This is a genomic window from Aureimonas populi (assembly GCF_017815515.1).
Classification (GTDB): domain Bacteria; phylum Pseudomonadota; class Alphaproteobacteria; order Rhizobiales; family Rhizobiaceae; genus Aureimonas; species Aureimonas populi.
In genome coordinates this window covers 2,335,720-2,348,184 of sequence record NZ_CP072611.1, presented here as the reverse complement: position 1 = coordinate 2,348,184, position 12,465 = coordinate 2,335,720, and the positions used below count along the sequence as shown (strand labels likewise).

Below are 12,465 nucleotides of genomic sequence, written 5' to 3'. Positions count from 1 at the left end.
GCTTTGCGCTCGTTAGGCAGTTGCAAACCATATGGTGCTTCAATCGGAGCCGACCCTTACGAAAGGCCCGCGAGCGGCGAAGCCCGGCGCGTGCCTCATCCGATGAAGGAATGCGCCCGATGATCCGCATGCTCAGGCAGATCCGCCTTATCGCCGCGGTCGCGATGACACTTTCCGCAGCCGTCCTCGCCGGCCCCGCGCCCGCTTCGGCGCAATCGGCCGGCTATACGATGGAGGAGATCGTCCAGGAGGGGCACGGCTTCTTCGGCGCCACCTCCGGGGGCCTCGCCTCCGTCGTCGAGCACGCCTTCCAGAGCTTCGGCCTGCCCAACGGCTATATCCTCGGAGAGGAAGCCGGCGGCGCCTTCATCGGCGGCCTGCGCTACGGCGAGGGTACGCTCTTCACCAAGAATGCGGGCGAGCACCGGATCTTCTGGCAGGGGCCCTCCATCGGCCTCGACGCTGGCGCCGATGGTGCACGGATGATGATGCTGGTCTACAACCTGCCGGCCGTGGAGAACGTCTATGGCCGCTTCGGCGGGGTGACGGGCAGCGCCTATCTGGTCGGCGGGCTCGGCATGACGGTGCTTCAGCGCGACAATGTGGTGATGGTGCCCATCCGCACGGGTGTCGGCGCGCGTCTCGGCATCAATCTGGGCTATCTCAAGCTCACGCCGGCTCCGACCTGGAATCCCTTCTAAGGCTTTGAGGCGGAAGGCCGCTCCGCCGGCCCTCCGCCTCCTTGCAAAGCGGCCGGCGCGCCCTCACTATCGGCACGGCTCCCCGCCGCCCGAACAGGATTTTCATGATCGCCACCGGCCTCGTCTTCCTTCTCGGCGCGCTTGTCGCGATCCTCTTCTGCCTCCTGTTCGTTCCCATCCTGTGGCGCAACGCGCAGCGGCTGGCGCGGCGCGACTTCGTGGCCACCATGCCGGCCACGATGAACGAGCTGCGCGCGGAGGTGGACCGTGTGCGCGCCGAGGCCGCCATGACGGTTCGCCGGCACGAGATGGCGGCGCACGAAGCACGCGAGAAGGCCGCGCTGGAACGCGCCAAGGTCGGCCGCCTGACGGCCTCTCACGCCGAGATGAAGCACTTTCGCGAGCAGTTCGAGGCAGATGCCAATGCACTGCGGGGAGAACTTTCCTCCTTGCGCGAACGCAGCGAGGCATTGAGCGAGACGGTGGCCGCGCTCGAGGCCGACAATGCGGAGATGAAGGCGCAAATCACGGAGCGCGCGCTGGAGATCGACACGCTTCTGGCCAGAATCGACGAGTTGGAGACCGAGCGGGACGAGCTGAGCGTCGAGCTTTCGGCCAGCCGGACGCGCGTCGCGGCGCTTTCGAGCGCCGCCTCGCCCTCCATGGAGGGCGCCTTGCCCGTTGCGCAAGGGGAGCAACAGGACGCCGATATCCGCGAGAGGCTGGCCGAAATCGCGGCCCATGTGATTCACCGGACCGCCGTCGAGGAGGGGGATGGATCGCCCCTCGCCGCGATGGTGGCGGGCGAAGCCCCGGAGAGGAAAGAGCGCGGCGCCCCGCGCAGCCTTGCCGAACGGGTGCGCGAGCTTGCGGCGGCCGACACGGCGCGCCCCTCGTCCGGCAATACGCCGGCCAGCCCTACCGGGCCGGGGGCGAGCGATGCAAAAAAGCGTGGTGGAGGGCGATCGCGGCGCAATGGGCGACGTTGAGGCTGTCGAGCCCCGGCGCCATCTCGATCCGCAGCGCTTTCATCCGTGTCCAGACGGCAGGCGGAAGCCCTTCCCCCTCGGCCCCCAGAAAGAGCGCCGATGACGGCGCCGGACGCCAGCGCTGGAGCGGAACGCTCGCGCCGGGCGCCAGCGCCAGACATTCGACGCCTAGGCCCTCCAGCTCTTCCACGATTTGCTCCACCGCGCCAAGCCGGATGAACGGCACGCGCAGCACGCTCCCGACAGACACGCGGATGGCCTTCCGGTAGAGCGGATCGCAGCTCGTCTCGTCCAGGATCACCGCGTCGACGCCGAAGGCGGCTGCGTTGCGGAAGATCGCGCCCATATTGTCATGGTTGGAAATGCCGGCCGCCACGGTGAAGAGAGCGCCCCGCGCGGTCATGGCCGGAAGCGAAAGAGGCCGTTTCTCCGGCCGGCGCACGGCATGGGCCATCACGCCGCGATGAACCGGGAAACCAGCGACCGCATCGAACACCGCCCGCTCGGCGACATAGACCGGCACGCCGGGCCGCAACCCCGCCAGCCGCGGCATAAGGCCGGCCAGGCGATTGCGCAGAACCAGAAGCGCGGTGGGCTGGAAGAAGGACGAGGCGAGAAGCTGGTCGAGAACGACCGCCCCCTCGGCGATGAAGCCGCCGCGCCCCACGAGATCGCGCTCGCGAATGTCGCGAAAGACCTCGATTCGCGAATCGGCCGGATCGTCGATCGGCGTCAGCGCAATATGGCCGCCGACGCTCATATCCCGGCTCCGACACGGGACACCGTGTGCAAAACCGAATTCAACGCCATAAAACCGGGGAACAGACTGGTACGCCCAAGGGGAATCGAACCCCTGTTTGCGCCGTGAGAGGGCGCCGTCCTAACCGCTAGACGATGGGCGCGTAACCAGTGTGGGCTCCGTATAATCGGCCGATCCGGCGATGGCAAGTCTCCTGTCGCGCCAATCTGCATGGTTCACGGAAGGACGAGCGGATGGCGTGAGAGAAGCGTTCCGTCCCGCCTGTCGAACACGAGAAGCTCGTCCGTTCCGCCCGCCGGGCGCAGTTGCAGGAGAAGCCTGTCGCCATCCAGCGACGACTGCACGACATCGCCCGCCACGGGCAGCGCGAGGGGAACGCTCGCGCCTGCTTCAAGCCGCCCGCCGCCTTCCGACGTGCGGTAGACAACGGCGGCCAGCACCGCCATAACGCCGATCAGCATGATGCCGATGGAGACGGCGAGAAGGCGCACCATCTTGCGCCGGACGCGCTCGGTGGCGGGGTCCAGCGGCTCTTCGGCCGTCTCGTCGATCTCGGTCATCCATAAGCCTTTCGGAGGAAACGATTCCGCCCGTCGATACAGGTGAAGAAGAGCGCGAGGCAACCCGCTTCACCGTGGGCGAGGAGGAGGCGGGGCTTCGTCTCGACCAGTTCCTCGCCCGGCGGATGCAGGGCGAGGTGTCGCGCGCGCGCCTCCAGGCCCTGATCGGCGAGGGGTGCGTGGGGATCGACGAGGCTCGCGCGGTCCAGCCGAGCCGCAAGATGGCGCGGGGCGAGGTCGTCTCCCTTCTCCTGCCCGAACCGGAGGCGCCCGACCCGCAGCCCGAGGCGATCCCGCTCAGCGTCCTCTACGAGGACGAGGACCTGATCGTCGTGGACAAGCCGGCCGGGCTGGTCGTTCATCCCGGCCCGGGCAATTGGAGCGGAACCCTCGTCAACGCCCTCCTCCATCACTGCGGCGACAGCCTTTCGGGCATCGGCGGCGTCAAGCGGCCCGGGATCGTGCACCGCCTCGACAAGGAGACGAGCGGGGTGATGGTGGTGGCCAAGAACGATGCGGCCCATCGCGGCCTTGCCGCTCAGTTCGCCTCCCATGGCCGCGACGGCCGGATGGAGCGTGCCTATCTCGCGCTCGTCTGGGGCGCGCCCGCCCGTCCTTCCGGCCGGGTGGACGCTGCCCTGGGGCGCTCCAACAGCGACCGCACCAAGCGCAGCGTCGTGCCGGCGGCGCGCAGCGATGCGCGCGAAGCCGTGACGCATTGGGAGGTGGTGTCCCGTTACGGCCCACCGCCGGCCTTCGCCGCGCTTCTGCGATGCCGGCTGGAAACGGGGCGCACGCACCAGATCCGGGTTCATCTCGCCCATATCGGCCATCCGCTGGTGGGCGATGGCGTGTACGGCGCCGGGTTTCGCTCCAAGGCATCGTCGTTGCCGGACGAGGCTGGTCGGCTGGCCGGGGCGTTCACGCGCCAGGCCCTTCATGCCCAGCGTCTCGGCTTCGTGCACCCGCGCACGGGGGAAAGGCTGGCATTCGAGGCCCCGCCGCCCGCCGACATGGCGGAACTCATGGCCGCATTCGAACATTAAACTTTCGAAAGAAGCGGCAAGGATAGCCGCAAGCGATTGATGCACGTTGCGTTTTTTGAACGGTGCGTCGCCCCGCAGGGGCCTTGGGCGGACGTGCAATCGCCTTGTTCGACACCCATATTAACGTCTGCCGTTCCGGCTTTCCAAGCGGGGCGGCCACCGGCCGGCGCGTCTTGGCGCGGCTGTAAGAGATGGAGGGCTTCGATGGCTCAGGCAAATCTTCCCAGCATTACCTCCGGCGAGGGCGGCCTCAGCCGCTATCTCCAGGAAATCCGGCGCTTCCCCATGCTGGAGCCGCAGGAAGAATACATGCTCGCCAAGCGTTATGCTGAGCATGACGACCGCGATGCCGCTCACAAGCTCGTCACGAGCCATCTGCGGCTCGTGGCCAAGATCGCCATGGGTTATCGCGGCTACGGCCTTCCCATCGGCGAAGTGGTTTCGGAAGGCAATGTCGGCCTCATGCAGGCCGTCAAGCGTTTCGACGCGGACCGGGGCTTCCGCCTCGCCACCTATGCGATGTGGTGGATCAAGGCTTCGATCCAGGAATATATCCTGCGTTCGTGGAGCCTGGTGAAAATGGGCACCACCGCCAACCAGAAGCGCCTGTTCTTCAACCTGCGCAAGATGAAGAGCCGAATCCAGGCGCTCGAGGACGGCGATTTGCGCCCCGATCAGGTGCAGCAGATCGCCACGCAGCTCGGCGTTTCCGAGGAGGAGGTCGTTTCGATGAACCGCCGTCTCTCCGGCGATGCCTCGTTGAACGCGCCGATCCGCGCGACGGAGGGCGAATCCGGCGAGTGGCAGGATTGGCTCGTGGACCAGTCCGAGAGCCAGGAGCAGATGCTGGCGGATCAGGACGAGCTGGAGCAGCGGCGCGGCATGTTGCGCGGCGCGATGGAGGTCCTGAACGATCGCGAGCGCCGCATCTTCGAGGCGCGGCGCCTGGCAGAGGAGCCGCTGACGCTGGAAGCGCTGTCGAGCGAGTTCGACATCAGCCGCGAGCGCGTTCGCCAGATCGAGGTGCGCGCCTTCGAGAAGGTGCAGAAGGCCGTGAAGGACACGGCCGAGGCCGCCCGGCGCCAGCTTCGGGTTCTCGCAGACGCCTGACGCCGAAAACCGGAAGACGAAAAAGCCGGCCCCAAATGGAGGCCGGCTTTTTCATGCCCGGTCGGAAAAGCCGGCTCTCAACTTCTGGTAGCCCAGGCGTCCAGCGCCTCGCGGAAGACGCGCTCTCCCGGTATCCCTTTTTCAAGGGACATGAGAGCGCGCTGGCCACTGGTGTAAGCCAGCGGGATATCGATCCACTGCTCGTTGGCCATCAGGCTCAAATTGTTGTCGACCGCCTGCTGGAGATCGTTCAGCGCGATGATGAAGAAGTCGTCCGAAATCTTGCCGGCCACGCCGATGAGGGGCTCGCCGCGTGCCTGCTCGGTCGGCTTCAGCGCCAGGCGCTGGACGTTCTCGACCGCCCCGCCCGCGAAGTCCGCCGGGGTGTCGAACAGAAGCTCGATCACATGACTCGCCGGCAGCGTGGCGTCGGCGTTCCGGCGGATCGTCATGGTCAGGCGCAGGCCTGTTTCGGTGATATCGGCCTGCGCCCTCACCGCCGGCTCGGGCGGCTGGCCGGCCGCCGGCGGCTCGTTGACGATGCTCCAGACGACATTGCCGACATGCTGCGAACCCGGCTGGCTGGCGGAGCGCTCCTCGTAGAACACCGCGCGCTGGCCCACCGGCACGCCATCCTCCCCGGCAGCGTCCGCCGCCGGCGGGGAAACCGATTCGGCGGCCGGCGGCTCAGGCGTGAGGATGGGTGAGGCGGCGGCGACGTCGGTGCCCTCGTCGAACACGTTGGCGGTGCTCTGGGCCGGCCCTTCATCCGTTTCGGACCCATCGGGCAGAAGCCGCTGGGTGAACTGGCGGCTGGAGGGATCGGGCGCGGTCCCGGCGGCGTCGGGCTCGGTCGCCTCCCCCTCTTCCGCAGGCGGCTGCGCGCCCGGTTCGGCCGTGGGTTCCTCGGCCGGCAAGGATGCGACTTCCGGCTCTCTGCCGCTCAGCGCGCCAGCGATCTCGTCGCTGTAGAAATAGCCGGCCGCTCCCAGCCCGCCGATGAAGAGAAGCGCGGCAAGGCTCGTATACAGCGGCTTGCGCGCGCCCTTCGCGCGGCGGCGCGCATAAGCGGGCGCGGCGAGATCGGCCTCCGGAATATCGTCGACCAGCGAGCCTTCGCTCGGCTCCGTCTCACGGATGGGCTCGGGCGGCGCAAGCGGGCTCGCTTCCCTCTTCGGCGCGATAGGCGCCTGAGGCGGCGGCACCCGGCGCGGCTCGCCGGCCGCCGGCGGGGTGGAGCGCAGCGGCTCCTCGCGCGCGGGCGGGGCCACCGGGGCGCGATGCTCCGCCTGCGAGATCACCGCGGGGCGCGCCTCGTCCTCGTCGGGCACGGGGCGCGCGGGAGGGGGCGGGGTCGGTTCGGGGCGGCGCGGCGGTGGCGGTGGCGCGGCGGCCGGCGCACGGGGAGCCGGTGGCGGCGGCGATGGCTGGCGCGGCGCCTCGGCGACAGGGGCGGCCGGCACCGGCCCGCCCTCGCCCGCCGCGTAATGCGCTTCCGTCGCGGCGATCGCTTCCTCGAGGGCGCGCTGGCGCGCCTCCACCATCGTCTGCGGCAGCGGCGGGTCAGCGCTGGCGATTTGGCGAGCGATCGCGGCGCGCGCCTTCTCGTAGACCTTGGCCCGAAGCTGCGGGCTGGCCGAGGGCAGCGCGTCGATCGTCTTCTTCAGAACGGCGCTCAAATCCGCCATGTCATGCCCTGCTCATAAGGTGACCGCATCGGCGTGGGAGCGCCCCCTATAGCGCGGCCGGCTGGCCGCAAGCTTTCGCCCGCCACCCTGCGCGCTCTTTGGGGCGTCATCTCGACCGACCAGCGGCATTCTCCGCGTTCAGTCCTCGAACGGATCGCGGACGAGGATCGTATCCTCCCGCTCCGGCGAGGTCGACAGGAGCGTGACCGGCGCTCCCACGAGTTCTTCGATCTGGCGCACATATTTGACCGCCTGCGCCGGCAGGTCGCCCCACGATCTTGCCCCCGCCGTCGTATCCTTCCACCCCTCGAAGCTGCGATAAATCGGCTTCAGGCGCATCTGGGCCGCGAGGCTGGCGGGGAAATAGTCGATCTGCCGCCCGTCCAGCTCGTATCCCACCGCGATGCGGATCTCGTCCAGCCCGTCGAGCACGTCGAGCTTGGTCAGCGCAAGCCCGTGAATGCCGTTGATCGCCACCGCCTGGCGCACGAGCACGGCGTCGAACCAGCCGCAGCGGCGCTTGCGGCCCGTCACCGTGCCGAATTCATGCCCCTTCTCACCCAGGAACTGGCCGATCTCGTTGTCCTGCTCGGTGGGAAACGGCCCTTCGCCGACGCGTGTCGTATAGGCCTTGGTGATGCCGAGGACGAAGCCCATGGCGGAGGGGCCGAGGCCCGAGCCGGCCGCCGCCTGCCCCGCCACCGTGTTGGACGAGGTGACGAAGGGATAGGTGCCATGGTCGATATCGAGCAGCGTGCCCTGCGCGCCCTCGAACAGGATGCGCTCGCCCGCACGGCGGCGCTCGTCCAGAAGGCGCCAGACGCGGTCGAGATAGGGCACGATCTCGCCGGCGACGGAGGTCAGTTCGTCCATGATCGCCTCGGCCGAGACTTCCGCCTCTCCCAGGCCCCTCCGCAGCGGATTGTGATGGGCGAGCAGGCGCTCGATGCGCTCGGCCAGCCTGTCCGGCTCGGCAAGGTCCATCACACGGATGGCGCGCCGCCCCACCTTGTCCTCATAGGCCGGGCCGATGCCGCGGCGCGTGGTGCCGATCTTGGTGCCGGAGGCGGCATTTTCGCGGATGGCGTCCAGCTCCCGGTGGACGGAGAGGATTAGCGCGGCATTGTCGGCGATGCGAAGGCTGTCGGGAGAGATACCGACCCCCTGCCCTTCCAGGCGCTTTTTCTCGGCCACGAAGGCGTGCGGGTCGAAGACGACGCCGTTGCCGATGACCGAAAGCTTGCCCTTGCGCACCACGCCGGAGGGCAGCAGGGAGAGCTTGTAGGACACCCCGTCCACCACCAGCGTGTGGCCGGCATTGTGCCCGCCCTGGAAGCGCACGACGACATCGGCGCGCTCCGACAGCCAGTCGACGATCTTGCCCTTGCCCTCGTCGCCCCACTGGGAGCCGACCACCACGACGTTCGCCATTCACTCTCCTTGGAAGCGGGATGCGCTTTCCATGCCGGCGGGCTTTTCACCCCTCTTTGCAAAACGGCCGGACCATAGCCAAACGGCACCCGCGATGCGAGGGCCGCGATACGCTTTTTGCGACTGCTCCCCAGCACGCAGACCGCTCTTGCGGCGCGCTCGGGCGCCAGCCTATGGATGCCCGATCATGCGCCTCATCGCCCACCCATACCTGTTCCTCGTCCTGGCCGCCATTTTCTGGGGCGCGAATGCGGTGGGGGGCAAGCTCGCCGTCGGCCACGTCTCGCCCATGATGCTGAACGTCCTGCGCTGGGGCATGGCGACGCTTCTTCTCCTGCCCTTCGCCTGGCACAAGCTGCGCGCCGACCGCCAGGTGATCATCTCCCGCCTGCCCTTCCTCTTCACGATGGGCACCTGCGGGATGGCGCTGTTCAACGCCATTCTCTACACCGCGCTCCTCCACACCACGGCCGTCCAGGCAATGATCGTGCAGTCCGCCATGCCGCTCGTCGTGTTCCTGGGCATGTTCCTGTTCTACAAGGTCAAGGTTCTGCCGATGCAGGTCCTGGGCTTCACCCTCACGGCGGCGGGCGTGCTTCTCGCCGCCGCACGGGGCGACCCCACGGCCCTCCTGACGCTCGATCTCAATATCGGCGACGCGATGATGCTGGGGGCGGTGCTGCTCTACGGCGGCTACACGGTGGCTCTGCGGCTGAAGCCGCCCCTGCACTGGATAAGCCTGATCTTCGTCCTGTGCGCCTCGGCCTTCGCGGCCGCGATCCCCCTGCTTCTGTGGGAGACAGCCACAGGTCGCTTCGTGGCGCCGGACGCCACGGGATGGGCCATCGCGCTGTTCACTGCCATCCTGCCCTCCATCGCCGCCCAGGTCTTCTACATTCGCGGCGTGGAACTGATCGGCGCCAACCGGGCCAATCTCTTCGTCAACCTCGTCCCCATCACCGGCGCCGTCATGGCGGTGGCGATTTTGGGAGAGGCGCTGCTGCCCTATCATTTCATCGCGCTGGCGCTGGTGATCGGCGGCATCATGCTGGCCGAGCGCGCGGGCCGGGCGGCGTGGCGGCCCGCCAAATGACGAAGGGCGCTCCCAAGAAGCGCCCTTCGTTTCCAAGTCAGCTGTAAGCCGGAGCCCTAGATGTCGAATTCGAGGAGCTTGGCCTGGCCGATGGCGTTCAAGCTCTCCACCTCCTTGATGAAAGCCGGCGTCAGCGGCTCGTCCAGATAGAGGAGCGCGATGGCGTTTCCGCCCTCCTCGTCGCGGCCCAGATGGAAGTTGGCGATGTTGATTCCCGCCTTGCCGAAGGCCATGCCGATTTCGCCTATGACGCCGGGCACGTCCTTGTTGGTGGTGTAGAGCATGTAGCGGCCGACATCGGCCTCCATGTTGATGCCCTTGATCTGGATGAAGCGCGGCTTCCCGTCAGAGAAGCAGGTGCCGGCCACCGAGCGTTCCATGGCGGCAGTCTTGATGGTGACGCGGATATAGCCGTCGAAGACGCCCGACTTGTCGCGCCGCACCTCGGAAACCTGGATGCCGCGCTCCTTGGCCATCAAAGGCGCGGAAACCATGTTGACGCTCTGCATCTGCGGCTTGAGCAGGCCGGAGAGAGCGGCGGCGACGAGCGCGCGGGTGTTCATCCCCGCCGGCTGGCCATCGAACAGGATCTCGACCTCCGTGATGGGGTCTTCCGTCAGTTGCCCGGCGAAGGCCCCCAGCACCTCTGCCAGCTTGACGAAGGGCGTGAGAATGGGCGCCTCCTCGGCCGAGATCGACGGCATGTTGAGCGCGTTGGAAACCGCTCCCTCGATGAGATAGGCCGACATCTGCTCGGCCACCTGGAGCGCGACATTCTCCTGCGCCTCGGAGGTGGAGGCGCCCAGATGCGGCGTGCACACCACGTTCTCCAGCCCGAAGAGCGGAGAATCGGTGGCGGGCTCCGCCTCGAACACGTCGATGCCCGCTCCGGCCACCTTCCCGGCCTTGATCGCCTCGGCCAGATCCTTTTCGACCACCAGGCCGCCGCGCGCGCAATTGATGATGCGGACGCCGTCCTTCATCGTGGCGATGGCGGCCGCGTCGATGATGCCCCGGGTCTTGTCGGTCAGCGGCGTATGCAGGGTGATGAAGTCCGCCCGCTTGAACAGATCCGCCAGTTCCACCTTCTCGATGCCGAGCTCCTTGGCGCGCTCGGGCGAGAGGAAGGGATCGAAGCCGACGACCTTCATCTTCAGGCCCACGCCGCGCGTGGCAACGATCGAGCCGATATTGCCGCAACCGATGATCCCGAGCGTCTTGCCGGTGATCTCCACGCCCATGAAGCGGTTCTTCTCCCACTTGCCGGCATGGGTCGAGACATCGGCGGCCGGAAGCTGGCGCGCCACCGCGAACATCAGCGCGATGGCGTGCTCGGCCGTGGTGATGGAATTGCCGAAGGGCGTGTTCATCACGATGATGCCCTTGCGGCTCGCCGCCGGGATATCGACATTATCGACCCCGATGCCGGCGCGGCCGACGACCTTGAGATTGGTCGCGGCGGCGATGACCTTCTCGGTCACTTTCGTCGCCGAGCGGATGGCAAGGCCATCATACTGACCGATGACTTCGAGGAGCTTTTCCTTGTCCTTGCCGAGGTCGGGCAGATAATCCACCTCGACGCCGCGATCCTTGAAGATCTGGACGGCGGTCTTGGAAAGCTTGTCGGAAACGAGAACGCGGGGTGCCATGGGAAAATCCTGAACTGGTGTCGGCCGTCGCCGGACGGACGGCCCTGGTGAAACCTCGATGCCTCGTCATCCTCCATGCGGGAACCATGCCCCAAGGCATGGCCGCATCGGATCCGGTGACGGCAAGGCGGTTTCGACGATCTGGGATGCATCCCGGCTCGAGGCCGGGATGACGCTTTACGGAAAGGCGGGAGTGACGCCGGTCTTCAGGCCGCCTGCTTCAGCGAAGCCTTTTGCGCCTCGTAGGCATAGGCCAGCCAGGGCATCAGTGCCTCGATGTCGGCGGTCTCCACCGTCGCGCCGGCCCAGATGCGCAGGCCCGGAGGGGCATCGCGATAGGCGCCGATATCGAGGGCGACGCCCTCCTTCTCCAGCGCCGAGGCCACGCCCTTGGCGAAGGCCGCCTGATCATCGGCGGAAAGGCCGGTAATCGCGGGGTCGGTGAAGGTGAGGCAGACCGACGTGTTGGAGCGCGTCTCGGGCGTCTTCGCCAGGAAGCCGATCCAGTCGTTCGCCTCCACGAAGCGCTCGATCGCCGCCAGGTTCGCGTCCGCGCGCGCCTTCAGCCCGTCCAGCCCGCCCAGCGAGCGCGCCCATTGCAGCGCATCGAGATAATCCTCCACGCACAGCATGGAGGGCGTGTTGATGGTCTCGCCCTTGAAGATACCCTCGATGAGCTTGCCGCCCTTGGTGAGGCGGAAGATCTTGGGCAGCGGCCAGGCCGGCTTGTAGCTTTCGAGCCGCTCGACAGCGCGGGGCGAGAGGATCAACATGCCGTGCGCCGCCTCCCCGCCCAGCACCTTCTGCCAGGAGAAGGTGACGACATCGAGCTTGTCCCACGGCAGGTCCTGGGCGAATGCCGCCGAGGTGGCGTCGCAGATCGTCAGGCCGGCGCGGTCGGCGGGAATGGCCTCGCCGTTCGGCACGCGCACGCCGGAGGTGGTGCCGTTCCAGGTGAAGACGACGTCGCGGTCGAAATCGACATTCGCGAAATCCACGATCTCGCCGTAGCCGGCCTCAAGGACGCGCGCGTCGGCAAGCTTGAGCTGCTTGACCGCATCCGTCACCCAGCCGGCGCCGAAGCTTTCCCAGGCCAGGAGATCGACGCCGCGCTCGCCGAGCAGCGACCACATGGCCATCTCCACCGCGCCCGTATCGGAAGCGGGCACGATGCCGATGCGATAGTCGGCCGGAACGCGCAGAACCTCGCGCGTGTCCTCGATCGCCTGGAGAAGCTTGGCCTTGCCGATCTTGGCGCGGTGCGAGCGCCCGAGCGGGGCGTCGGAGAGCGCGTCCAGCGTCCAGCCGGGACGCTTGGCACAAGGGCCGGAAGAGAAACGGGGATCGGCCGGACGCAATGCCGGCGTGGTGATGTTCGCCATCTGATAGCTACCCTTTCAGATAGAAGCCTCTCGTTGGGGAGAGGTGTCCCGCCGTC

11 protein-coding genes and 1 tRNA gene are annotated in these 12,465 nt (G+C 67.5%); 5 read left to right on the top strand and 7 right to left on the bottom strand.

Annotated elements, in window-relative coordinates; all coding sequences use genetic code 11:
• Positions 1-119 precede the first annotated feature (119 nt).
• Positions 120-701 carry a DUF1134 domain-containing protein gene (locus J7654_RS10940; protein WP_209735971.1) on the top strand — a complete coding sequence of 194 codons (582 nt, stop codon included), beginning with the start codon at positions 120-122 and terminating at the stop codon, positions 699-701.
• A gap of 104 nt (positions 702-805) precedes the next feature.
• Complete coding sequence (locus tag J7654_RS10935; protein ID WP_209735970.1) at positions 806-1,690, top strand: hypothetical protein; 885 nt, start codon at positions 806-808, stop codon at positions 1,688-1,690.
• On the opposite strand, the gene J7654_RS10930 is transcribed toward J7654_RS10935, so the two are convergent.
• The 3 genes from J7654_RS10930 to J7654_RS10920 all read right to left on the bottom strand — a co-directional run bounded on the left by J7654_RS10930 (position 1,620) and on the right by J7654_RS10920 (position 3,010).
• Positions 1,620-2,450 carry a TrmH family RNA methyltransferase gene (locus J7654_RS10930; protein ID WP_209735969.1) on the bottom strand — a complete coding sequence of 277 codons (831 nt, stop codon included), beginning with the start codon at positions 2,448-2,450 and terminating at the stop codon, positions 1,620-1,622. The genes J7654_RS10935 and J7654_RS10930 overlap by 71 nt on opposite strands.
• Before the next feature lie 67 nt (positions 2,451-2,517).
• A tRNA-Glu gene (locus J7654_RS10925) sits at positions 2,518-2,592 on the bottom strand.
• 73 nt (positions 2,593-2,665) lie between these two features.
• Complete coding sequence (locus J7654_RS10920; RefSeq protein ID WP_209735968.1) at positions 2,666-3,010, bottom strand: fimbrial protein; 345 nt, start codon at positions 3,008-3,010, stop codon at positions 2,666-2,668.
• Positions 3,011-3,135: 125 nt separating this feature from the next.
• On the opposite strand from J7654_RS10920, the gene J7654_RS10915 reads away from it, so the two are divergent.
• Both J7654_RS10915 and rpoH read left to right on the top strand, forming a co-directional pair.
• On the top strand, positions 3,136-4,056 hold the full coding sequence (locus tag J7654_RS10915) for an RluA family pseudouridine synthase (protein ID WP_209740458.1): 921 nt from the start codon (positions 3,136-3,138) through the stop codon (positions 4,054-4,056).
• 204 nt (positions 4,057-4,260) lie between these two features.
• Complete coding sequence (rpoH, locus tag J7654_RS10910; RefSeq protein ID WP_209735967.1) at positions 4,261-5,166, top strand: RNA polymerase sigma factor RpoH; 906 nt, start codon at positions 4,261-4,263, stop codon at positions 5,164-5,166.
• A 77-nt stretch (positions 5,167-5,243) separates the two neighbouring features.
• On the opposite strand, the gene J7654_RS10905 is transcribed toward rpoH, so the two are convergent.
• Together J7654_RS10905 and J7654_RS10900 are read right to left on the bottom strand one after the other, a co-directional pair.
• Positions 5,244-6,854, bottom strand: coding sequence for a prolipoprotein diacylglyceryl transferase (locus J7654_RS10905; protein ID WP_209735966.1), 1,611 nt, complete (start codon positions 6,852-6,854; stop codon positions 5,244-5,246).
• 138 nt (positions 6,855-6,992) lie between these two features.
• Positions 6,993-8,285, bottom strand: coding sequence for an adenylosuccinate synthase (locus tag J7654_RS10900; protein WP_209735965.1), 1,293 nt, complete (start codon positions 8,283-8,285; stop codon positions 6,993-6,995).
• Between the two features lie 187 nt (positions 8,286-8,472).
• On the opposite strand from J7654_RS10900, the gene J7654_RS10895 reads away from it, so the two are divergent.
• Positions 8,473-9,378: a DMT family transporter gene (locus tag J7654_RS10895; protein ID WP_209735964.1), complete on the top strand. Its 906-nt coding sequence runs from the start codon at positions 8,473-8,475 to the stop codon at positions 9,376-9,378.
• Between the two features lie 56 nt (positions 9,379-9,434).
• Here the strand turns inward: J7654_RS10895 and serA are convergent, their stop codons facing one another.
• Positions 9,435-11,027, bottom strand: a complete 1,593-nt coding sequence (serA, locus tag J7654_RS10890) for a phosphoglycerate dehydrogenase (protein ID WP_209735963.1) — start codon at positions 11,025-11,027, stop codon at positions 9,435-9,437.
• A gap of 206 nt (positions 11,028-11,233) precedes the next feature.
• A complete protein-coding gene (locus J7654_RS10885) occupies positions 11,234-12,409 on the bottom strand; it encodes a phosphoserine transaminase (protein WP_209735962.1) in 1,176 nt (391 codons plus the stop codon).
• Positions 12,410-12,465: the final 56 nt, after the last annotated feature.